The organism is Serratia sp. GW822-FHT06E05 (assembly GCF_058799445.1).
Window position 1 is genome coordinate 1,536,613 of record NZ_JBXALM010000001.1, and the last position, 21,198, is coordinate 1,557,810.

General features: G+C 58.4%; 21 protein-coding genes. 6 read left to right on the top strand and 15 right to left on the bottom strand.

The window, feature by feature from the left end:
- The first annotated feature begins 964 nt into the window (after nt 1-964).
- Complete coding sequence (locus tag AC1RKC_RS07280; RefSeq protein ID WP_041414306.1) at nt 965-1,675, top strand: ATP-binding cassette domain-containing protein; 711 nt, start codon at nt 965-967, stop codon at nt 1,673-1,675.
- 38 nt (nt 1,676-1,713) lie between these two features.
- On the opposite strand, the gene bioD is transcribed toward AC1RKC_RS07280, so the two are convergent.
- The 4 genes from bioD to bioB are packed head-to-tail and all read right to left on the bottom strand — an operon-like array spanning nt 1,714 to nt 5,320.
- Nucleotides 1,714-2,388 carry a dethiobiotin synthase gene (gene bioD, locus AC1RKC_RS07285; RefSeq protein WP_493091748.1) on the bottom strand — a complete coding sequence of 225 codons (675 nt, stop codon included), beginning with the start codon at nt 2,386-2,388 and terminating at the stop codon, nt 1,714-1,716.
- The gene (gene bioC, locus AC1RKC_RS07290) at nt 2,381-3,148 is read right to left on the bottom strand and encodes a malonyl-ACP O-methyltransferase BioC (protein WP_234529446.1); all 768 of its coding nucleotides are present in this window, start codon (nt 3,146-3,148) and stop codon (nt 2,381-2,383) included. Before bioC ends, bioD begins: the two co-directional genes overlap by 8 nt.
- Nucleotides 3,132-4,283: an 8-amino-7-oxononanoate synthase gene (gene bioF, locus AC1RKC_RS07295; protein WP_392456986.1), complete on the bottom strand. Its 1,152-nt coding sequence runs from the start codon at nt 4,281-4,283 to the stop codon at nt 3,132-3,134. The genes bioC and bioF overlap by 17 nt, the downstream gene beginning before the upstream one ends.
- Nucleotides 4,283-5,320, bottom strand: coding sequence for a biotin synthase BioB (gene bioB, locus AC1RKC_RS07300; RefSeq protein ID WP_392456987.1), 1,038 nt, complete (start codon nt 5,318-5,320; stop codon nt 4,283-4,285). Before bioB ends, bioF begins: the two co-directional genes overlap by 1 nt.
- A gap of 90 nt (nt 5,321-5,410) precedes the next feature.
- Here bioB and bioA point away from each other — a divergent pair, with 90 nt between their 5' ends.
- Nucleotides 5,411-6,685, top strand: a complete 1,275-nt coding sequence (gene bioA / locus AC1RKC_RS07305) for an adenosylmethionine--8-amino-7-oxononanoate transaminase (protein WP_401525901.1) — start codon at nt 5,411-5,413, stop codon at nt 6,683-6,685.
- A gap of 4 nt (nt 6,686-6,689) precedes the next feature.
- Here bioA and AC1RKC_RS07310 read toward each other — a convergent pair whose 3' ends face one another.
- A complete protein-coding gene (locus AC1RKC_RS07310; protein WP_048761208.1) occupies nt 6,690-7,091 on the bottom strand; it encodes a YkvA family protein in 402 nt (133 codons plus the stop codon).
- 165 nt (nt 7,092-7,256) lie between these two features.
- Between AC1RKC_RS07310 and AC1RKC_RS07315 the strand changes: the two genes are divergently transcribed.
- A complete protein-coding gene (locus AC1RKC_RS07315) occupies nt 7,257-7,739 on the top strand; it encodes a kinase inhibitor (protein WP_261156749.1) in 483 nt (160 codons plus the stop codon).
- 94 nt (nt 7,740-7,833) lie between these two features.
- On the opposite strand, the gene pgl is transcribed toward AC1RKC_RS07315, so the two are convergent.
- The gene (gene pgl / locus AC1RKC_RS07320) at nt 7,834-8,829 is read right to left on the bottom strand and encodes a 6-phosphogluconolactonase (RefSeq protein ID WP_020825712.1); all 996 of its coding nucleotides are present in this window, start codon (nt 8,827-8,829) and stop codon (nt 7,834-7,836) included.
- A gap of 178 nt (nt 8,830-9,007) precedes the next feature.
- On the opposite strand from pgl, the gene AC1RKC_RS07325 reads away from it, so the two are divergent.
- Nucleotides 9,008-9,832, top strand: coding sequence for a pyridoxal phosphatase (locus tag AC1RKC_RS07325; protein WP_020825711.1), 825 nt, complete (start codon nt 9,008-9,010; stop codon nt 9,830-9,832).
- A gap of 34 nt (nt 9,833-9,866) precedes the next feature.
- On the opposite strand, the gene modC is transcribed toward AC1RKC_RS07325, so the two are convergent.
- The 9 genes from modC to AC1RKC_RS07370 form a co-directional block, all read right to left on the bottom strand.
- The gene (gene modC / locus AC1RKC_RS07330; protein ID WP_493091747.1) at nt 9,867-10,934 is read right to left on the bottom strand and encodes a molybdenum ABC transporter ATP-binding protein ModC; all 1,068 of its coding nucleotides are present in this window, start codon (nt 10,932-10,934) and stop codon (nt 9,867-9,869) included.
- A complete protein-coding gene (modB, locus tag AC1RKC_RS07335; protein ID WP_020825709.1) occupies nt 10,935-11,624 on the bottom strand; it encodes a molybdate ABC transporter permease subunit in 690 nt (229 codons plus the stop codon).
- Nucleotides 11,621-12,394 carry a molybdate ABC transporter substrate-binding protein gene (gene modA, locus AC1RKC_RS07340; RefSeq protein ID WP_493091746.1) on the bottom strand — a complete coding sequence of 258 codons (774 nt, stop codon included), beginning with the start codon at nt 12,392-12,394 and terminating at the stop codon, nt 11,621-11,623. Before modA ends, modB begins: the two co-directional genes overlap by 4 nt.
- 163 nt (nt 12,395-12,557) lie before the next feature.
- A complete protein-coding gene (locus AC1RKC_RS07345; protein WP_020825707.1) occupies nt 12,558-12,707 on the bottom strand; it encodes an AcrZ family multidrug efflux pump-associated protein in 150 nt (49 codons plus the stop codon).
- A gap of 169 nt (nt 12,708-12,876) precedes the next feature.
- Entirely contained in the window at nt 12,877-13,662 is a 786-nt protein-coding gene (locus tag AC1RKC_RS07350; protein ID WP_308530978.1) for an ABC transporter ATP-binding protein, read from the bottom strand.
- Nucleotides 13,659-14,693 (bottom strand): FecCD family ABC transporter permease, encoded by a 1,035-nt coding sequence (locus tag AC1RKC_RS07355; RefSeq protein WP_493091743.1) that lies wholly within the window; start codon nt 14,691-14,693, stop codon nt 13,659-13,661. The genes AC1RKC_RS07350 and AC1RKC_RS07355 overlap by 4 nt, the downstream gene beginning before the upstream one ends.
- 1 nt (nt 14,694) lies before the next feature.
- Nucleotides 14,695-15,450 carry a class I SAM-dependent methyltransferase gene (locus AC1RKC_RS07360; protein WP_420283127.1) on the bottom strand — a complete coding sequence of 252 codons (756 nt, stop codon included), beginning with the start codon at nt 15,448-15,450 and terminating at the stop codon, nt 14,695-14,697.
- 1 nt (nt 15,451) lies between these two features.
- Entirely contained in the window at nt 15,452-16,447 is a 996-nt protein-coding gene (locus tag AC1RKC_RS07365) for an ABC transporter substrate-binding protein (RefSeq protein WP_493091741.1), read from the bottom strand.
- Between the two features lie 7 nt (nt 16,448-16,454).
- Entirely contained in the window at nt 16,455-18,620 is a 2,166-nt protein-coding gene (locus AC1RKC_RS07370; RefSeq protein ID WP_493091739.1) for a TonB-dependent receptor, read from the bottom strand.
- Between the two features lie 195 nt (nt 18,621-18,815).
- Here AC1RKC_RS07370 and modE point away from each other — a divergent pair, with 195 nt between their 5' ends.
- Nucleotides 18,816-19,607, top strand: coding sequence for a molybdenum-dependent transcriptional regulator (gene modE, locus AC1RKC_RS07375; RefSeq protein ID WP_020825701.1), 792 nt, complete (start codon nt 18,816-18,818; stop codon nt 19,605-19,607).
- Between the two features lie 90 nt (nt 19,608-19,697).
- Nucleotides 19,698-21,170 (top strand): molybdate ABC transporter ATP-binding protein ModF, encoded by a 1,473-nt coding sequence (gene modF / locus AC1RKC_RS07380; protein WP_493091738.1) that lies wholly within the window; start codon nt 19,698-19,700, stop codon nt 21,168-21,170.
- The last annotated feature ends 28 nt before the right edge of the window (nt 21,171-21,198 follow it).

Consider the following 21,198-nt stretch of genomic DNA (forward strand, 5'->3'; position numbering starts at 1 on the left):
GCCGCTTGATTTTAGTTAATTTATTGATTAATAATGATTTTATAAAAAAGACGAGATTGCGGACAAAGCGAACAGAACCCGCGTCCGCTCTCGCTTTAAACCGGTTTTCTAAATCTAATGCACAAGGTTATCCACAGGAATAGTGGATAACTCTCACCGCCCCGCCCCCGGCGGGAGTTGCAGAAAGAACGCTTTTTGGCGTTTCTTCTCGCCAAGATGGCTTTTTTAGTTATTTTTTCACAAAAATATCGCTTTGTTTATGCCGATTAATGCTAAAAAGACCCATTGCCAAAAACAGATTTGTCCCATTGTTACCTTCCTTTGCTGCATCTTGCGGCGAGCGATGAAATAGCTTGCACCATAACTCTTCTGCTCAGCACCGGAAGAGTGCAAAAATCGTCCGTGTTAACTTTCCCGCTATTTTCCGCCATTCCACCCAGCCCACGTCTGGCGCGCCAGGCCGTTAACAAGGCAATAACAATCTCTGATTTACAGCGTTCAAAAAGTTGGCCCAAGGGTTGCATTACCCTTTGACGGCGAAAGTGGGCTCGGGGAAATCTACGCCCCGAAACGGCAGAATGAGCTGCTCGGGGTTTAGCGTCACGCCAATGCGAATCAACTGACATTGGCGACATAAACATGAGAGAGCGCTAACGAATGGCCTTTAGGTGCCATTTTCACCTATGTATTGCTCGCTTAAGTCAAAACTTAACTACCTCGTTGAAGGTAGCAGATCAGCATTTTGTTCCAGACATTGAAACACTCGGGAAAGAAACCGCTAAGGCGGAAATCGCAGTAGGGAGTGGATTAAGCGAGGAAGAAGGGGTTCGTCCCCCTTCCCTGCACCGGCCGCCTGCGGTTCCGGCGGGTGAAATCGGCGCGGCCTGTTAACGCCGCGTTACGCCGACGCCCGCTATGGGCGTACAACCACGAGTGGAAGACAGGTCTTTGAGGAGAATGCCGGATGTTGAGTTTAAGGTCAGTGAATCAGTTTTATGGGCAAAACCATACCCTGTGGGATATCAATCTGGAACTGCCGCGTGGCCAATGTACGGTGCTTATCGGCCGTAACGGCGTAGGCAAAACCACGCTGGTCAACTGCATTATGGGTCATTTGCCGGTGGTCAGCGGCAGCATGACCTGGCAGTTGGCAGACGAACCCCCGCAAAATCTGCTGCAGCAGCCGGTAGAAACCCGAACGGAGCTGGGGATCAGCTACGTTCCCCAGGGGCGACAGATATTTTCACAACTCAGCGTTGAGGAAAACCTGCAGGTGGCGCTGATGGCCGGACGCGATAAATCCCGCCGCATCCCGCCGTTGATTTATAACCTGTTCCCCAACCTTCGGGAGATGCGCGGACGTCGGGCCGGCGATTTGGGCGACGGTGAACAGCAGCAGCTGGCGATTGGCCGCGCACTGGTACTGGAACCAGAGCTACTGATCCTCGACGAACCCACCAGCGGTGTTCAACCGTCTATCGCCGCCGATATCGGCAACGTGATCCGCAAGCTTAACCGGGAACTGGGCATGACTATCCTGCTGGTGGAGCACAAACTGCCCTTTGTCCGCCGCGTGGCAGATCGCTTTTGCCTGATGGATAAGGGCCGCAGCGTGGCGGATGGTACGCTGGAACAGTTGGATGAGGACTTGATCAATGCCTATCTGGCGGTGTGACGAACAGGATATGGGGGAAGAAATTTCCCCCGGTCCCTTTATAAAACGCTCAAATCCAGATACTGCCCCAGCGCCTGTCGTTCGGCTTCGGGCAGATGGGGGATCTCCCCCAGCAGCGGGGCCGGTAACATGCGGCGCAGCGTGGCCATATATTCCTGATGGCGGCGACCCGGTGCGCAGACGTCATTGGCGATCCAACCGACCAGCGGCAATCCCGCCTGCCGGATAGCCTGTGCGGTCAGCACGGCATGGTTGATGCAGCCCAGCCGTATTCCCACCACCAAAATGACTGGCAGTTGTTCCTGCTGCACCCAGTCAGCAAAGGTATGTTGCTCACTAAGCGGCGTAAACCAGCCCCCGGCACCTTCGACCAACAGCCACTCGGCCCGCTGCTCCAGGTGACGTAACCCGGCGGAAAGCTGAGCCAGTTCGATCGGCCGCCCTTCGTCGGCGCTGACAATGTGCGGTGAGGTCGGTTCTGCAAACACATAAGGGTTTACTTCGTCATAGCTTAGCGCCACCGCGCTGTTGGCCTGCAATGCCAACGCATCGCTGTTACGTAGCCCTTCCGCGGTCATCTCGCTGCCTGAAGCCACAGGTTTGTAGCCGGCCGTGCGGTAACCCGCCAAATTGGCTGCCTGCAGCAAGGCACTGCTGGCCACGGTTTTGCCCACTTCGGTATCGGTGCCGGTGACAAACCAACGCTTAATCACGATAAATCACTCCATAAACCAGATGATAGCTGAGCGGAAATTGTCCACGGCGGCAGGGATAGGCTGCCTGCAAGGCGGCGAGGCGCTGTCGGGACAGTAACCCAGCCTCTCGTCCCTGATGCAAATGGGTCGCACCTATCCCCTTGAGGGATCGCATCAACGCCATTACGTCCGGGTAATTCAGGGTTTGCCATTCCGCCTGCAGGTGATGGCGATAACCCGCACAGGCCGCCTCAATCTGCGCCAGCGGCAGAAAATCATTAACATGGCGCTCACCGTCCACCTGCTGCCAGGCGTCACCCAATTCATGCAGCGAACCTTCAGCCAGGGTGGAAAATAAAATCACGCCGCCCGGGCGGGTAACGCGGTACAGCTCTGCCAACGCCCGCGGCAGATCGCTGCACCATTGCACCACCAGGCTGCTGAAACTGATATCCACGGCAGCATCGGCTAAGGGAACATTTTCGATGTCGCCCAACAGATAATGATCCGCTGCCTGCTGCTGGCGGGCAAAGGCCAGCATACCCGGTGCCAAATCGAGTGCCGTCACCTGCTTGCCCAGTTCGCGCCAGCGGCGGCTGAAATAACCGGTGCCACAGCCGGCATCGAGCAGTTGCTCGCCCCGGTGCTCCTGCCCCATCCCCAGTAAGCGCTCACCCACATCACGCTGCAATACCGCTGCCGCGTCATAACCCACGGCCGCACGGCTAAAGGCCGAGGCGACCGCTTGCTTGTTAACCTGTTCAAACGCTGACGTCATGCAATACCTCCAGCAGACGATCGATATCCTGTGGCTGATGCGCCGCCGTCAGGGTAATACGCAAACGCGCACCGCCCGGCGGTACCGTTGGCGGGCGGATCGCACTCACCCACAGGCCTTGCCCCCGCAGGTACTGCGCCAAATCAAGCGCTCGCTGATTATCCCCCACCAGCAACGGCTGAATGGCGGTTAGAGACTCCGTCAGCGTCAGCGACAACTGGGCCGCCCCCTGGCGAAATCGCTGAATATTCGTATTCAACCGCGTGCGTAATTCGTCGCCCTGCTGGATACAATGCAACGCTGCCTGCAGCGCACAGGCCTGTGCCGGCGGCATCGCCGTGCTGTAAATCAGATGGCGGGCAAACTGCAACAGGTATTCGGCCGTAGATTCATCGCACAGGACCGCTGCGCCACTGAGGCCAAAGGCTTTGCCGAAAGTGACTACCAACAACTCGGGCCGTACGCCCTGCTGCCAGCAACTGCCGCGCCCCTGCTCACCCTGAACGCCAATGCCATGTGCGTCGTCAACCATCAGCCAGGCGCCTGCCTCGCGGGTCAAACGGTGCAGCTCTGCCAATGGGGCACTGTCGCCGTCCATGCTGAACACCCCTTCGGTGACCGCCAACGTCTGGCCGTTGCAGGGTTTTGCCAGCAAATCGGCCAACGCCTGCGATTGGTTATGGCGAAAGCGTCGGAGTTGGGCCGGTGAGTGAGCTGCCGCCTCCAGCAGCGAGGCGTGGCTAAGCCGATCGGCCAGGATGCGATCCTCGCCCTGCATCAGCGCCGCCAGCAGCGCCTGATTGGCGGCATAGCCAGAGATAAACAGCAGCGCGCGCGGATAACCCAACCACTGCGCCAATTGTTGTTCCAGCGCCTGATGCGCGGTACAAAAACCGGTGACGTGGCCGGAACCGCCGGACCCCACGCCATATTGCTGCGCGCCCTGCTGCCAGGCAGCGATCACCTGCGCATTCTGGCTCAGGCCCAGATAGTCATTGCCGGAAAAATTCAGGTAGCGTTGGTCGTTAAGCTGAAGATGGCGGCCATTGCCGCCCTGATTAACTAAACGGTAGCGGTAAGCGGCACTCTGTTGCCGCTCCTCCAGCGCCTGTTCAATACGTTGTTGCCAGCTCATTACAGCGCCGCGTTGTAAAACTCAGCGGTATCGGCCTGCATCAGGCGCGCAGCCAGCACTTCTTGTTGCTGGTTGTCGCCGTGCTCGGTTTCGGTCTGCTGCGGGTTGAGGCCCAGCTTGCGGAACAATTGCAGATCCTTGTCCTCTTCCGGGTTTGGCGTGGTCAGCAGTTTGCAACCGTAGAAGATGGAGTTGGCGCCGGCCATAAAGCACATCGCCTGGGTTTGTTCGTTCATCTGCTCGCGACCGGCTGAAAGACGCACGTAAGAAGACGGCATCATGATGCGTGCCACTGCGATAGTACGAATGAAATCAAAAGGATCAACGTCGTCGTTGTCCGCCAGCGGCGTCCCCTTAACCTTCACCAACATGTTGATCGGCACGCTCTCCGGCGGCGTGGGCAGATTGGCCAGCTGTACCAGCAGCCCTGCGCGGTCACGCACCGTTTCTCCCAGCCCAACGATGCCACCGGAACAGACTTTGATACCCGCACCACGCACCTTGCCCAACGTATCCAGGCGTTCCTGATAGCTGCGGGTGGTGATGATATTGCCGTAGAATTCCGGCGAGGTATCTAGGTTGTGGTTGTAATAATCCAGCCCGGCTTCGGCCAAGCGTTCCGCCTGTGAGCCATCCAGCGTGCCCAGGGTCATGCAAGTTTCCATCCCCATGGCCTTCACGCCTTGCACCATCTGCTGCAGGTAAGGCATATCGCGCTCGTGCGGGTTTTTCCATGCCGCGCCCATACAGAAGCGGGTCGAACCGTTGGCCTTGGCCTTGCGCGCCGATTCCAGCACCTGTTCCACCTGCATCAACCGCTCCGACTCCAGGCCGGTTTTGTAGCGGGAACTCTGCGGACAGTACTTGCAGTCTTCGGGACAGGCGCCGGTTTTGATTGATAACAGCGTGCTCACCTGCACCTGACGCGGATCAAAATGCTGGCGGTGAACCGTCTGGGCTTCAAACAATAACTCAAGCAGGGGTTTATCAAACAGGATCTGGGCGAGACCCACTGTCCAGTGAATGCGATCGGCCATCACGGCGTCTCCAAAAATGAAAAAAGTGTCGTCAGTTTAGATATTGTGGATATACTGTCAACCATTACACACATGATTTGGTTTACAAGTATGTCTGTCACTGACTCCGACCTGGAATTCGATCAGCGCCATATCTGGCACCCTTACACCTCGATGAGCCACCCACTGCCCTGTTATCCGGTAGAGGCCGCCAGCGGCGTTGAACTGCAGTTGGCCGATGGCCGACGCCTGATTGACGGTATGTCGTCCTGGTGGGCGGCCATTCACGGATATAACCACCCGCAGTTGAACCTGGCCGCCACGCAGCAGTTGGAAAAGATGTCGCACGTGATGTTCGGCGGCATTACCCACTCCGCCGCGATTGAACTGTGTCGCAAGTTGGTCGCTATGACGCCGGAAGCGCTGCAATGCGTGTTCCTGGCGGATTCCGGATCGGTGGCGGTGGAAGTGTCGCTGAAGATGGCGTTGCAATACTGGCAAGCGCGCGGGGAACGGCGGCAGCGCATTCTGACCCTGCGTCACGGCTATCACGGCGATACCTTCGGCGCGATGTCGGTATGCGATCCGGACAACTCGATGCACAGCCTGTATCAGGGCTATCTCGCGCCGCACCTGTTCGCTACCGCGCCGCAGTGCGGTTTCGATCAGGCCTGGGATGAAAATGATATCGCCCCGTTCGCCGCGCTGTTGGAACAACACGCCGGTGAAGTGGCGGCGGTGATCCTGGAACCGGTGGTCCAGGGGGCGGGCGGCATGCGCATCTATCACCCGACTTACCTTGAACGGGTACGCGAACTCTGTGACCGCTATCAGGTGCTGCTGATTGCCGACGAGATCGCTACCGGTTTCGGGCGCACCGGCAAGCTGTTCGCCTGTGAACATGCCGAGGTAGTACCGGATATTCTGTGTCTGGGCAAGGCGTTGACCGGCGGCTATATGACGCTTTCCGCCACCCTGACCACCCGCCACGTGGCGGAAACCATCAGCAACGGCGCTGCGGGCTGCTTTATGCACGGTCCTACCTTTATGGGCAATCCTTTGGCCTGCGCGGTGGCGAATGCCAGCCTGTCGCTGCTGGCGGAAAATCGCTGGCAACAGCAGGTGGCCGCCATCGAGACCCAGTTGAAACAGCAGCTATTGCCGCTGAAAATGCAGCCAAAAGTAGCGGACGTGCGGGTATTGGGGGCGATTGGCGTAGTGGAAATGCGCGAGCCGGTGGATATGGCGCAGCTACAGCGCGGATTCGTCGAGCGCGGCGTGTGGATCCGCCCGTTCGGCAAACTGATTTATTTAATGCCGCCTTACATCATCGAGCCTGAACAGCTCAGCAAATTGACCGCCGCAGTCACCGCCGCGGTCCAATAACAGATTACCAATGCTGGTCCAGATAACGGGCCAGCAATACCAGACACAACACCCACAGCAAAATGATCATTACCGCCGCCATCCGCCCGGTAGGATTGTCGATACGCCTTTGCGCCTTCTCGCGGAACTCCACCATCAGCGGCTTGGGGATCAACCGCACCGCCAGCATTATGCCCAGCGGCACAATAATCACGTCGTCCAGATAGCCCAGCACCGGAATAAAGTCTGGGATCAGATCGATAGGCGATACCGCATAACCCGCCACCAGCAGGGCGATCAATTTGGCATACCAGGGCGTGCGCCGGTCACGGGCGGCCAGCCAAAGAGCATAAATATCGCGCTTGATGCCCTTGGCCCAGCGGCGCAGCCAACCAAACCACGGCGTGCGTTTTTTTAATGAAATCATGATTGCTTGTATCGATCTGTGAATTATTGATGTCGCGTATGTAGCTTCGGCGTTAACGAGGATAACTCATAGAGCAGGCCGCTGGCGAGGCGCAATGAGGCTTGTGTTATTACGTCAAAAAGGTCTAGCTTAGGCATTCAGCTTTTACCGACCAATGGAGTCATTATGAGCTTTCGTTTGTACAGCAACGATTTGCAGGACGGCGCGAAAATGCCGGAGCGCCAGGTATTCAACGGCATGGGCTATCATGGCGATAATCTGTCGCCACATCTGGCCTGGGACGGCGTGCCGGAAGGCACAAAGAGTTTCGTGATTTCGGTATACGATCCCGATGCCCCGACCGGCTCCGGCTGGTGGCACTGGGTGGTAGCCAATATCCCGGCTTCCACGCGTGAACTGCCGCAGGGCGCAGGTTCCGGCAAGGGCGGCTTACCGGCCGGCGCCGTGCAGACCCGCACCGATTTTGGTTCCGCCGGCTATGGCGGCGCGGCGCCACCGCAGGGAGAAAGCCACCGCTATCACTTCACCGTCCACGCACTGGACGTAGAAAGTATTGAGGTGGATGAAGGTTCCAGCGGCGCGCTGGTCGGTTTCAACGTGCACTTCCATAGCCTTGGCAGCGCCACGCTGACGGTGAAATACAGCTGATTTTCGGGAAAAACAACCCCAACCCGAGAGACTGTAGGGGCGCAGCAAGCTGCGCCCTCATTATTCATTCACCCTTACGGCAACCGGGTATCATTTACTTCGCTAATACGCTTACCCACATCGGGCCTTTACCCACCGGGTAACGTGCCAGAGTGGTCAGCTTGCCGCTGGCCTGATCGATTTCATATACCCCGATATGATCGGACTTCTGGCCGGACGAGATCACAAAGCGGCCGCTGTGGTCGATGTTGAAGCCGCGTGGCTGCTCTTCAGTCGGGTGGTAGCCAACGACCGACAGGGTGCTGCCGTCTTCGGAGACGCTGAAAATGGTCAAAATGCTGGCGGTGCGGTCGCTGGTGTAGAGGAAGCGGCCATTCGGCGTGAGGTGAATATCCGCCGCCCAACGGGTGCCGTTGAAATCGGCAGGCATGATATCCAGCGTTTGCGCCAGGGTGTATTTAGCGCCGTTTTCACTGATGGCCAGCACGTCTACCGTGCCGTCCAGCTCGTTGACGCAGTAGGCAAATTTGTCGTTAGGGTGGAATGCCATGTGGCGCGGGCCAGCACCGGCGGCGGTTGCAACCGCTTCCTGAGCATGCGGCGTCAGTTCACCCTGTTGGTCCAAATTGAACAGACGAATGCGATCTTCTTTCAGGCAAGGCACCAGCAGCAGCTGATTGGTCGGATCGATATTGGCCGAGTGCGGCGCAGTTAAACCGTCAATCTGCTGAAGAGGTGCGCCCACTACGCCGTCATGGCCGATCGGACTGACGCTGGCGCAGTTGCCGCTGTAGGAGGCGGAGAACAGATAACGCCCCTGCAAATCGGTGGAGATATGGGTCGGGCTGCCCGGCAGCGGTGCCATGCCCGCCTGTTGCAGCGTGCCGTCCGCCTCGATGCGGTAGCTGACAATGCCGAACGCCGGGCGCACGCCGACGTACAGGTGCGTTCGGTCCGGGTGGATCGCCATCGGTTGCACCTGACCCGGGACTTCGACGGTTTGCAGCAGCGCCAGGGCCCCTGCATCGCCTAACTGCCAGACGTGAATTTGTTGGCTTTCCGGGCTGGCGACATAAACGATTTGCTTCATGTGTTCTCCTTGAATAGGGTAAGAGAGAAACCGGTTTCAGGTTTTTCGGTTTCCCCTAGCTTACCTCACATCCGTGACATAACAACCCTGTGTTGCTGAGGAAATCTGTGCTGTTTTATCCATCGCTTATCCGGTGTACCATCGGTTTAATTTTGTTGCTAACGATAATGAGATCCCTATGAGCTACCGCGTCATTGCCCTCGATCTGGATGGCACCCTGCTGGACAACCAAAAACGCATTTTACCGCAGTCGCTGGCAGCCCTGGCGCAAGCGCGCGCTGCCGGTATCAAAGTGATTGTCGTCACCGGCCGCCATCACGTGGCGATCCACCCGTTTTATCAGGCGCTGGAGATAGACACCCCGGCAATCTGCTGCAACGGCACCTATCTGTATGACTTCCAGCAGCAAAAAGTGCTGGCCGCCGATCCGCTGGCCAAAGATCAGGCCAAACTGGTGCTGCAAATGCTGAAACAAAGCGGCATTCACGGCCTGATGTACGTGGACGACGCCATGCTGTATCAGGAGCCCAGCGGCCACGTCACCCGTTCACTTGCCTGGGCGGAAACCCTGCCGCCGGCGCAGCGCCCAACGCTGCTGCAAGTCAACAGCCTGGTACAGGCGGCCGATGAAGCACAATCCATCTGGAAATTCGCCACTTCGCACGCCGATATTCCCGCTCTGCGCCAGTTTGCCGAAACGGTGGAAAAAGAGCTGGGGCTGGCCTGCGAATGGTCGTGGCACGATCAGGTCGATATCGCCAAAGGCGGTAACAGCAAAGGAAAACGCCTGCAGCAGTGGGTCGAGTCGCAGGGCCTGAGCATGGATCAGGTGGTGGCGTTCGGGGATAACTACAATGACCTCAGCATGCTGGAAGCGGTAGGTCTGGGCGTGGCGATGGGCAATGCCGATGACGCTATCAAGCAGCGCGCCGATTTGGTGATCGCCGATCACCTGCAGCCCGGCATCGCCGAGGTGATCCGCACGCGCGTGCTGGGTCAGTAATTCGTGATTGCCCTCCCCGCGGGGAGGGCGCTATTTAACGCGCCTCGCGGCTGATCGACACGCTTTTCACCTGCGCATACAACCATTGACCCGGTCGGATCGCCAACTCATCACGCGCCCACGGCGTAATACGCGCCCACAGCACGCTCTCTCCCACCGCCAGTTTCACCTCCACCTGCCCATCCACGTCCAGGCACTCGGTCACCTTGGCCGGCAGTACGTTGCGGATACTGCTGTTGACCGGCGGCTGCAGCACCAATGAAACGTCGGCGGCGTTGATTCGGATGCGCAGTTGAGCGCCCAACGCGGCATCGACTCCGCTGACCCACAGGCGTTGGTCGCCCAACGCCAGGGCCGTCATGGCGTAGCGCGCATGATGTTCAATTACGCTAACGCGCAGCACGCTGCTTTGATCTTCACGCTGCAACCATGGCCGCAGTGCGCTGCTGGCCCACACTTCTTCCAGCCCGCCGAATGCCCTTACCTGACCGTTATCCAGCACCATCACCTGCTCGGCCAAACGCAGAATTTCATCCATGCTGTGGCTGACGTAAAGGATCGGCGTATTGACGTCCTGCGCCAACCGCTCCAGATACGGCAGCAGTTCGCGCTTGCGCGGCAGGTCCAGCGACGCCAGAGGTTCATCCATCAGCAGCAACTCCGGCGCGGTCAATAAAGCACGACCAATCGCCACCCGCTGTTTTTCACCGCCGGACAGCGTCAACGGCAGGCGGTTGAGCAAGGGTCCGATACCCAGCAGTTCAACAATGTTGTCGAACTGAGCACGCATACTGGTCGCCATACCGTATTGCAAGTTGCCGCGTACTCGATAATGCGGGAACAGGCGCGCGTCCTGAAACACGTAGCCAATCCGCCGCTTCTCCGGTGGCAGGCACAGGTCGCTGGCGGTATCCACCAGCGTACGGCCATTGAGCACAATGCGGCCTTGCTGCAGGCGCGTCAGGCCGCCAATGGCATTGATTAAGGAAGTTTTACCCGCACCCGACAGGCCAAAAATCGCGGTAATGCCCTGCGCGGGCAGATCCGCGCGCACGTTAAGGTTTAAATCCCCAAGGCGTTGGGAGAAATCCAGCTCCAGCATTTACACGCCCATCCGTTTACGACCCCAGCGGGCCAGCCACTCGGAAACCATCAGTGAAAGCAGTGACAGCACTATGGCAATCACGCACAGGCGCGCGGCGGCGGCTTCAGCCCCCGGCGTTTCAATCAGGGTATACATCGCCAGCGGTATGGTGCGCGTCTCGCCGGGAATGTTGGAAACAAAGGTAATGGTGGCGCCGAACTCGCCCAGAGAACGGGCAAAGGCCAATACCACACCGACAATCACGCCGGGCAGCGACAGCGGCAGCGTGATGGTGAAAAACACCCGCCACGGGTTGGCCCCCAGGGTGCGGGCAGCCTGCTCCAGCCGGGTATCCACCGCCTCCAGCGCCAACCGGATGGCGCGCACCATCAGCGGGAACGCCACCACGGCAGAAGCCAGCGCCGCACCGCGCCAGCTAAAGCTGAAACTGAAGCCAAACCAGTCATACAGCCATTCACCAATCACGCCGCGCCGCCCCATGGCGATCAGCAATAAATAGCCGACCACCACCGGTGGCAGTACCAGCGGCAGGTGAATAATACTGTCCAGCAGCGATTTACCCGGGAAGCGGCAGCGTACCAGTACCCAGGCCATCAGAATGCCAAAGGGTAAGCTGCACACCACCGCCAGGGCGGACACTTTCAGGCTCAGTTCAACGGCCTGCCACTCGTACTCACTCAGGATCATTTACGCGGGGAGAATCCATAATGTTTGAAAATAGCAGCCGCTTCCGGGCTCTTCAGGTAGCTGTAGAACGCGCTGACGGCCGGGGTTTGATGACCTTTCACAATCGCCATCGGGTATTCCACCGGTTTGTGGCTGTCTTCCGGGAAGATGGCCACCACGCTGACTTTATCACTGGCTACCGCGTCTGAACCATAAACAATGCCCAACGGCGCTTCGCCACGTTCTACCAGTGCCATGGCGCTACGTACGTTGTTGGCCCGTGCCAACTTAGGTTCCAGCGCGGTCCAGGCTCCGAGATTCTGCAGCGCTTCCTTGGCATAAATGCCGGCCGGCACGTGATCCGGATCGCCCACCGACAGGCGGCCGCCATTGAGCAGTTTTGCCCAGTCGGTTTGCTTGTCGAGCGTGATTTTAGCCGGTTTGGCGTCTTTTGCCGCGATCAACACCAGTTCGTTGCCCAACAGGGTGTAACGGGTGTCTTTGACCATTTGCTGTTTGTCGATGGCGTAATCCATCCACTGCTGATCGGCAGAGATAAACAGATCGGCCGGCGCGCCCTGCTCAATCTGGCGCGCCAGCGTGGAAGAAGAGGCGAATGAGGAAACCACCTGCACATCCTTGCCTTTCTGGTATTGGGTCGCGATATCCTGCAGTGCGTTAGTCAGCGAGGCGGCCGCAAAAACGGTAATTTTATCCGCTGCCGATGCCTGCATAACCATACCGGATACCAATACGATACCGCCGACCCACTTAGTCCATTGCTGTTTCATTGTTTTCTCCGCAAGTTAACGTGCATTATCACTCTTCGTTATATAAAAAATAATATAACGTCGCGCAGAAGCTTGTCATGCGGTTTATCGGCAGGGTGTGAGATATCTTGAGAAACACCTGCCGAACGACGCCGGCAGGCTTTGAAATGGGGATGGGTAACGATCAGTGCTGGGTACGATTTTCTTTCGAACGGCCCACTTTGGAGAAAATGTTGAACACTTCCGCCAAACCGTAGATCAGGCCGAGAATGATGGCCATCACAACCGGAACCATGACCACAGCGAACAGCAAACTTTTCAATAAATCCAACATGGTAGCCTCACTTAACTGCCCATTGAGCGGTAATGAACACCGCCACGTAAATTCTAGTTTAAACCAAAAACCCGACTAAAACGGGGTTATTTTAAAGACTGGGCGGAATTTGTAACCGGCCAAACGTGCCATTTGTGCTCCGGTGGCGCCTATCGGCCTGCGGCGCACGCTATTGAACAGGGTAATAGATCAGCGGCGCGGCATAATCGCTAACCGCCGCCAGCCTGGCCTCTACCCCATAAACCCTGTCTATCGTCTCCGATGTCAGCACCTGCTGCGGGGGGCCGAACGCGTGTAAACCGCCCTGCTTTAACAACATCAGCCGGTCACAGTAGCAGGCCGCCAAATTCAGGTCGTGCAGCGAAACCACTACGCTGATGCCCAGCCGCCGCAATAACGCCATAAACTGCTGCTGATGGGCAATATCAAGATGGTTGGCAGGCTCATCCAATAACAGCCATGGCGTTTGTTGCGCCAGCGCGCGTGCCAGATGAACGCGCTGCTGTTCCCCGCCGGACAGCTGATGCCATTCACGCTCGGCCAGGTGCGCAATGCCGACCTGCTCCATCGCCTGGCCGGCAATGCGATAATCTACCGCGCTGAACCCTGCCCAGCGGCTGGCGTAAACCAGACGCCCGAGCAACACCACGTCTTTCACCGCAATGGCAAAGGCGCCGGGCCCGGACTGTTCGAGGAAAGTCATGCATTTGGCTCGTTCGCGCCCTTTCATTGAGGCAATATCGGTTTGCTGCAAATACACCCGGCCACGGCTGGGGGGAATCAATCCCGCCAGTAACTTGAGCAGCGTAGATTTTCCGCTGCCGTTGACACCGAGCACGCCGGTAATTTCCCCGGGCCGGGCGTGAAAACTGAGGTTATTCAGCACCACTCTTTCTGCCGTTGACCACCCCAACCCTTCGGCACGCAGCCCCGATAACCGGCTTTCAATGTTCATGCGTTTATTTTCCGATACAGCAAGGCGAGAAATACCGGGACACCCAACAACGCGGTCAAGACGCCCACCGGCAGTTCACGCGGTTCAAACAAGGTTCTGGCCAGGGTGTCCGCCGCGACGGCAAACAACGCGCCGCACAGCGCGCTGGCCGGCAACAGCAACCGGTGACGCGGCCCGACCAGCAGTCTGGCGACGTGCGGCACCGTCAGCCCAATAAACCCCACCGCGCCGCTGAATGCGACGATAACGGCCGTCAGCGCCATGGTAATGCCGTACAGCAGCAGCTTCAGCGGCGCCACCGCCACTCCCAACGACGCCGCGGTCAGGCCGCCGAACGCCAGTGCGTCCAGCTCGCCCGCTTTCATCCAGCAAATCGCCAGTGCCGCCGCCAGCAGCAGAGCGCAAAGCCCCACCTGCGACCAGCGGGCGTCACTGAAGGATCCCAATAGCCAGAACATCACGCCACGCGTGGCGTTAGCGTCCGCTTGCCACAGGGTAATCAGCGAGGTCAGTGCCGAAAGCAGTTGCGTGACCGCGACCCCCGCCAAAATAAACAGCGATGACTCGGCGTTCAAGGAACGTCCGGCGAGCAGTAAAACCAGAGCAAAGGCCCCGGCCGCACCGATAAATGCTCCGCCAGACACCGACAACAGGCCGCCGCCGAGCCCCAACACCAGCACCAGAACAGCGCCCACGCCCGCCCCGGAAGAGATCCCCAGCACCCAGGGATCGGCCAACGGGTTGCGCGTCAGCGACTGCAGGACCGTGCCGGCCAGGGCCAGACCGGCCCCCGCCAGCGCGGCCAACAGCGCCCTCGGCATTCTCAATGACCAGATTATCCGTTGATAAATCTCGCTACCGTCCTCGGCGTTAGCGGCGCCAGGGGCAGACAAAATACGCCACGCGTCATGCAGCGATATTGGCGCCGGTCCGTACAACGAGGCAGCGAGCAAAAATAGCGGCAACGCCAGCGCCAGCATGCACAACCAACCGCCTGAACGCCTGGCCCCCCGACGTACCGATCCGTCCATACTATTTCCAGCCTGCAATCACGTAGTCATCCAACAACTGCCAGACCGGCCCTACTTCGGTAAACCCCGCCTGCGTCAGGCTGGCCAGTTGGAAATCTAATGCCGTCGCCGGAGGGACAGGACGCCCGGCGAACAGCTTTTCCCGCTGTTGCCGATATTGCGCCAGCTCCGGCAACTGCTGCACCTTGTCAAACCACTGCTCCCAGTCTTCGACACCGTTGCGCCAGGCCTGTTGCTGCGTCTGATTATCGTGCAGTTCAGCCAACGTTTTAACGCGTGGCTGTCGATGGTCATAACGCTGGTGGTCAGCATTCAAAAATACGCCCCCCGTGGGCAGCCGTTCGGCGATGTTGCGATACAGCACCGTCAGCTGTTCCGGCATTAACCAGTGCAGCGCCGTGCTGGAAACCACCGCGTCAGGCGTTCCCCCCTCGAGCGATGAGAAACACTCAGGATCGACGAGATCGGCCTGAAGAATGCGGATCCTGTCGCCATATTCCGCCAGGGCACCGCGGGCGATAGCCAACAGTAACGGATCGAGATCCATCGCCGTCACTTTGGCCTGCGGGAAACGCTGAAGGATGCGCAGGCTTAGCGATCCCGGCCCACAAGCCAGATCTAGTACGTGAAAATCCTCGCCGACCGAAAGCGCTAACACGTCGAGTTGGGCATTAAAACGCGCTTCTCGCTCGGCGATGTAAGCCCCTTGTTGCTGATCCCACGAGGTCAACAGTGAGGAGAATGAAAGAGAAGACATATCAGGGTTCCTTTTTGAGAATGGATGATCCCAAGGCCTGTTGCTGCAGGCCCTGAATTAAACGTTGCAAGGCTGCCAGGGTACGCACCGAGGGATCCAGGTCGTAGCCGGGCAAAATGACATAGCGTTTTTGGCGCACGGCGCGCAGGGTTGAGGTCAGGGGGTGATGCTCCAGAAAATGGATCTTATCTTTGGCACTGTCGCCGAGGCCGCCACGAGGCAAATCGCCCAGCACAATCACGTCGGGATCGCGGGCGGCAATGGTTTCCCAGGATACAGTGGGCCAAAGCTCGGGCAGATCCCCAAACAGATTTTGACTGCCAATCTGACGGGTCAACAGTGCAGGTGCGCCGCAGCATCCCGCCACGTAAGGGGTTTGCGTACCGGCATACCACCAAAGTAGCCGCTGTTGGGGCAAGGACACCGCCTGTCGCTCCAGTTCCCGCAGTTGTGACTGCTGCTTTTTAATTAAGCGCTCAGCCACGCCGGTGACGTGAAAAATTCGGGCAATTTCACGCAGTTCGGCAAAAATACCCTCGAAGCTCGCCGAGCGGCTTACGGTACTTTGTTGGCCCCTGCAGACGTCAGGCGAGAGATAGGTGGCGATTCCCCACTCCGTCAGCCGATCGCGGCTGGGCGTTTCCGGGCTGTTAAACCAGTAGTAACTGGCCGAATAGACCAAATCCGGATTGAGCAACAGCAAAGGTTCTGCCGCCGGCGGTGCGGCGGCCGACAGCTGGCTCAGGGCTTTGCCCCGCGTCGTCGGAGACGGAGCCGTATCCCGTGCATAGTCATAACCGATAATGCCGACGATGCGCTGCGCCAGTCCCAGCGCCAGCAGGTTTTCCAACGCGGGGTTGGCGTAAACCAGCACCCGCTCAGGCGCCGTGGGGTAGCGGTAAGCCTGGTCACAGTTATTGAGGGTGACAGCACCGGCCTGTGCCAGCGCATGAAACGACAGGCCCAGCGCCACCAGCAGGCAGATTATCGGCTGCATGGCAGGATCAGAACCTCACCGAAATAAAGCTTTCATAGGTGCGTGATGGCGCAATCAGCACCTGATCCGGGTAAGTACGTTGATAGGCATACAACTGGTTGGTGACGTTTCTGATACGCACGCCCACACCCACGGTCCGGGTGATCTGATAGTCCGTCGCCAGATCGAGCGTGGTGTAGGATGGCATTTTACGCTGGTTGGCGTCGTCGTTATAACTGCTGCCCACGTAGCGCAGCGATGAGGTGAGCCCCCACTGTTCCGTCGGCATATAACGTGCCGTAAGGTTGGCGGTCCAGTCAGGGATGTAGGCCGGACGATTAGCGTTATAGCTACGTAACGGGCTGCCGCCGCGGTACTCATCATAACGGGCGTGGGTGTAGGCCGCATTGGCGGCCAGCTCCCAGCGTTCGCTGGGGCGCAACATCAGGCTTAATTCCACGCCGCGCGAGGTCTGCCGGCCAACGGCATTTAGCGTATCCGGCTGCTGCGCATTGGGCACAAACAGGTTGTCCTTGCGCAGTTCGTACAACGCCAGCGTGGCCTCTCCCTTGTTATCCCAAAACTGCCCCTTGGTGCCGACTTCCCATTGGCGTACCCGGGTGAGCGGCAGACCGGTTTGCGCCGGACTTAAAAAGAACAGGTCGTTGCCCGGCTCCTTGCCGGTGGTGTAGTTGGCGTAAATATTGATGTTATCGGTCAAGGCATAGCTGGGGCCAAGGCTCCAGACGCTGAAGGCGTAGGTTTGCGCGGAGCGCTCTTCTTGCGGGCCCTGAAAATGCCAATCCATATCCATATGGTTGTAGCGCAACTGCCCCAGCAGGGTTAAACGTTCAGTCAGGCTGAAGCGGTCTTCCAGAAAGGCAGCGTACTGGTTTTGCGTAACGTGGCGAACCGGTGAACGTTGGCTAGCGGTGCCCTGTGAAAAACTTTCTCTGATCGGTGCCTGCAGCGGAACCTCTTCGGAACCGGGGAAGCCGTTGGAGTAGTACTGAAAGCGACGTTTACTCAGATCAAAACCGACAATAAACCGGTTATCGAAGCCGCCCAACGGCCGGTCGAACACCAGTGAACTGCGGTTGCCGATCAGGTCGTCATCGTGGGCCAGCGCCCCGAATGAATCGCGATTGACATAGCCGGGCTGGGTGGCGGCCGAGATGCGAAAGCGTTCCACATTGCGCCATTCACGAAAGCCGCTGTAGTAGTAGAACTGGTTATGCAGCTCAATTTCAGGCGTGGTGAACCAATCCAGGCTGGCCTGAAACGACGTGGCGTTGCTCTGGATACGGCTGTCGGTCAGGTTGTTGTAGTTGATATCACGCAGTTCGCGGGCGATGTTCCCTTCCACCAGCGGCGTGCCGTAGTAAGGGTTGTTGGTGCGATTGAGCATGCGATCCAGGCTTAACGTCAGCAGGGCATTATCAGACAATTTAAACAGCAGCGCGCCGGATACCCGTTTCTGTTTGTCACGCTCATATTGCACATTGGTGCCGCTGTCGCTGCCGCTGACGTCCAGACGATAAGCTGCCACGTCGTCGACTAACGTCCCTCCCGCTCCCAGGTGCAGGCGCTGGCTGTTATAACTCGACAGGCCATAGTCGAACTCGATGGGCTGGCGGCTGAAGGTCGGCTGGCGCGAAAGCAGATTGACGCTGCCGCCGGCGGCGCTCAGGCCATTGAGCACCGATCCGGGGCCGCGCAACACTTCTACACTGCCGTAATGGGAAGGATCCGCTAGCTGAAGGGTGCTGCCCGGCGTTTCGACGCCGTTATACAGCCAGGACACCGGCCTGAAACCGCGAAGTGAAAAGTTATTGCTGAGCGTGGGGGAAGCCACGCCGGACATGCCGGGAGCACGCTCGACAACGGCGGCGAGCGATTTATCACCCCGCTGCTGGATAGCCTGTGCGCTGATAACCTCAATACTGCGTGGGGTTTCCAGATTGGTCAGCCCCAGGCGCGAAGCCGACTGGGTGACGACCTCCAGCGAGCCATAGGTGCTCTGGGGCTGGCTGGATGCCTGCACGGTTAAGCTGTCTTCGCAACGTGATGACTTTTCGGTTTTGTCGCAAGCGCCGTCGGCCAGCGCGGCGTTCGGCAGGCTTAACAGCAAAGCGGTAATCAGGTAATAAGGTGGTTTTTTGGGCGTGACGAAACCCAGACGTGCAGCACTCATTTACAGCATCCCTTTGGTGAAATAAAAACCCGCCGTGGCCGGCATCAATCATTATATTTTTTGTTATGTTATAACATTTCAATAATTGAAGGCCAGTTTTTATTGTTACCGAGCCCTGGTTGTTGCCGACGCATCCTTTGGCGCTTTGCGGCTAAATCGGCGACAATAAGGCTTTTGCAGCCGACAGGACGCGTTATGCAGGCCGAAATTCTTCTTACCCTAAAACTTCAGCAGAAGCTGTTCGCCGACCCGCGCCGCATCGCGCTGCTTAAACAGGTCCGGCACACCGGTTCCATCAGCCAGGGCGCCAAACTGGCGGGCATCAGCTATAAAAGTGCCTGGGACGCGATTAACGAAATGAACCAGTTGGCGGAGCAGACGGTGGTGGAACGTGCCACCGGCGGCAAAGGCGGTGGCGGTGCGCAGGTGACTCGCTATGGTGAGAGGTTGATCCAGCTTTACGATCTGCTGGGGCAGATCCAACAAAAAGCCTTCGACGTGCTGCAACAGGACGAGTTGCCGCTCGATAGCCTGTTAGCGGCAATCTCGCGTTTCTCGCTGCAAACCAGCGCCCGCAACCAGTTCTTTGGCACCGTGATCGAACGCGATCACCAGCAGGTGCAGCAGCATCTGGATATTCTGCTTAACGACGGCAAAACCCGTCTCAGCGCGGCCATCACCCAACAGAGCGCCGATCGGCTGCAGCTCTCCCCCGGCAAGGAAGTGCTGGCGCTGATTAAAGCCCCCTGGGTGAAACTGAATACCGATCCGGCCCTGGTCGGGGCAGCGGACAACGCATTGGCGGGCGTGGTCGCCAGCATTCAACCGGGTGCCGATCACAGCGAGGTGCTGGTCACGCTGACGGGCGGTGAAACCCTGTGCGCCACCGTGGCCAACCCAGAGCTGCAGCAGCTTAAACTGCGTCCCGGCAGCCAGGTTCACGCCCTGTTTAACGCCGATCGGGTGATTGTCGCCACGTTGTGCTAAACGCAACGTAACGTTGCATTTTTGCCGATTGACATCGCTCCGCAATGCGCCTATTTCTAAACAAAATAATTGCATAAAAAGGAACAGGTGATGTCGTCGTTGCACATTTCGCAAGGTTCATTTCGCTTAAACGATACCCGTACCCTGACGCTGGAAGCGCTGGAGATTCAGGCCGGCGACAGCTGGGCCTTTGTCGGCGCCAACGGCAGCGGCAAATCCGCCCTGGCACGCGCACTGGCCGATGAACTGGTGTTGCTCAACGGCGAGCGCCACAGCGATTTCAAGCATGCGGTGCGCATCTCCTTCGAACAGTTGCAAAAGCTGGTCAGCGACGAATGGCAACGTAACAATACCGACCTGCTCAGCCCGGGCGAGGAAGATACCGGACGCACCGCAGCGGAAATCATTCAGGAAGAGGTCAAAGACCCCACGCGTTGCGCGCAGCTGGCGGAGCAGTTCGGCATTACCTCGCTGTTGTCACGTCGCTTTAAATACCTTTCTACCGGCGAAACGCGCAAAACCCTGCTGTGCCGGGCGCTGATGCCACAACCCGATTTACTGATCCTGGATGACCCCTTCGACGGGCTGGACGTGAATTCACGCGCTCAGTTGGCTGCGCTGTTGAATGACCTCTCCGGGCATGGCTATACCCTGGTGCTGGTGCTCAATCGTTTTGACGAAGTGCCGGACTTTATCCGTAACGTGGGCGTGCTGGCCGATTGCACCCTGGCAAGCCAGGGGACGCGCCGGCAGGTGATGGCGGAAGCGCTGGTAGCGCAACTGGCGCACAGCGAGAATCTGGATGGCCTGGCGCTGCCGGAAACCGAAGATCCGGCGCAGAAAACCCCGCTGCCGGCGGATCAACCGTTAATTATCCTGCGCGACGGGAGGGTCAGTTACAACGATCGACCTATTCTCAATCACCTCGACTGGCAGGTTAATCCCGGCGAACACTGGCAGATCGTCGGCCCGAACGGCGCCGGTAAATCGACGCTGCTCAGCCTGATCACCGGCGATCACCCTCAGGGGTACAGTAACGATCTTACCCTGTTCGGCCGGCGGCGCGGCAGCGGGGAAACCATCTGGGATATCAAACGCCATATCGGATATGTCAGCAGCAGTCTACATCTGGATTACCGCGTCAGCGCCAGCGTGCGCAACGTGATCCTGTCCGGTTTTTTCGATTCGATCGGCATTTACCAGGCGGTATCCGATCGCCAACGGCAGTTGGCTGACCAGTGGCTGGCGTTGCTGGGGCTGGGCGGTGCAAACGGCGAGGCCCCCTTCCACAGCCTTTCCTGGGGCCAGCAACGGTTAGCGCTGATCGCCCGCGCACTGGTCAAACACCCGGCGCTGTTGATCCTCGACGAACCGCTGCAGGGGCTGGATCCGCTCAATCGCCAGTTGGTCCGTCGCTTTGTCGACGTGTTGATCGGCCAGGGATCGACCCAACTGCTGTTTGTCTCCCACCATGCGGAAGACGCGCCGCAAAGTATTACCCACCGCCTGAGCTTTGTCCCTGACGGCGACGGCTACCGTTATCAGTTGGATACGCTGATCTGAAATCCTCGATAATCCGCGCGGATGGGTA

What these genes read in the sequence shown, in the direction of transcription:
- modA (WP_493091746.1), bottom strand. Translation starts at nt 12,394, where the DNA reads ATGAAACAGCAATGGACTAAGTGGGTCGGCGGTATCGTATTGGTATCC.
- bioA (WP_401525901.1), top strand. Translation starts at nt 5,411, where the DNA reads ATGTCTGTCACTGACTCCGACCTGGAATTCGATCAGCGCCATATCTGG.
- AC1RKC_RS07360 (WP_420283127.1), bottom strand. Translation starts at nt 15,450, where the DNA reads ATGTCTTCTCTTTCATTCTCCTCACTGTTGACCTCGTGGGATCAGCAA.
- AC1RKC_RS07325 (WP_020825711.1), top strand. Translation starts at nt 9,008, where the DNA reads ATGAGCTACCGCGTCATTGCCCTCGATCTGGATGGCACCCTGCTGGAC.
- AC1RKC_RS07310 (WP_048761208.1), bottom strand. Translation starts at nt 7,091, where the DNA reads ATGATTTCATTAAAAAAACGCACGCCGTGGTTTGGTTGGCTGCGCCGC.
- modE (WP_020825701.1), top strand. Translation starts at nt 18,816, where the DNA reads ATGCAGGCCGAAATTCTTCTTACCCTAAAACTTCAGCAGAAGCTGTTC.
- AC1RKC_RS07355 (WP_493091743.1), bottom strand. Translation starts at nt 14,693, where the DNA reads ATGGACGGATCGGTACGTCGGGGGGCCAGGCGTTCAGGCGGTTGGTTG.
- AC1RKC_RS07350 (WP_308530978.1), bottom strand. Translation starts at nt 13,662, where the DNA reads ATGAACATTGAAAGCCGGTTATCGGGGCTGCGTGCCGAAGGGTTGGGG.
- AC1RKC_RS07365 (WP_493091741.1), bottom strand. Translation starts at nt 16,447, where the DNA reads ATGCAGCCGATAATCTGCCTGCTGGTGGCGCTGGGCCTGTCGTTTCAT.
- pgl (WP_020825712.1), bottom strand. Translation starts at nt 8,829, where the DNA reads ATGAAGCAAATCGTTTATGTCGCCAGCCCGGAAAGCCAACAAATTCAC.
- modF (WP_493091738.1), top strand. Translation starts at nt 19,698, where the DNA reads ATGTCGTCGTTGCACATTTCGCAAGGTTCATTTCGCTTAAACGATACC.
- AC1RKC_RS07370 (WP_493091739.1), bottom strand. Translation starts at nt 18,620, where the DNA reads ATGAGTGCTGCACGTCTGGGTTTCGTCACGCCCAAAAAACCACCTTAT.
- modB (WP_020825709.1), bottom strand. Translation starts at nt 11,624, where the DNA reads ATGATCCTGAGTGAGTACGAGTGGCAGGCCGTTGAACTGAGCCTGAAA.
- bioF (WP_392456986.1), bottom strand. Translation starts at nt 4,283, where the DNA reads ATGAGCTGGCAACAACGTATTGAACAGGCGCTGGAGGAGCGGCAACAG.
- bioC (WP_234529446.1), bottom strand. Translation starts at nt 3,148, where the DNA reads ATGACGTCAGCGTTTGAACAGGTTAACAAGCAAGCGGTCGCCTCGGCC.
- bioB (WP_392456987.1), bottom strand. Translation starts at nt 5,320, where the DNA reads ATGGCCGATCGCATTCACTGGACAGTGGGTCTCGCCCAGATCCTGTTT.
- AC1RKC_RS07345 (WP_020825707.1), bottom strand. Translation starts at nt 12,707, where the DNA reads ATGTTGGATTTATTGAAAAGTTTGCTGTTCGCTGTGGTCATGGTTCCG.
- AC1RKC_RS07280 (WP_041414306.1), top strand. Translation starts at nt 965, where the DNA reads ATGTTGAGTTTAAGGTCAGTGAATCAGTTTTATGGGCAAAACCATACC.
- AC1RKC_RS07315 (WP_261156749.1), top strand. Translation starts at nt 7,257, where the DNA reads ATGAGCTTTCGTTTGTACAGCAACGATTTGCAGGACGGCGCGAAAATG.
- modC (WP_493091747.1), bottom strand. Translation starts at nt 10,934, where the DNA reads ATGCTGGAGCTGGATTTCTCCCAACGCCTTGGGGATTTAAACCTTAAC.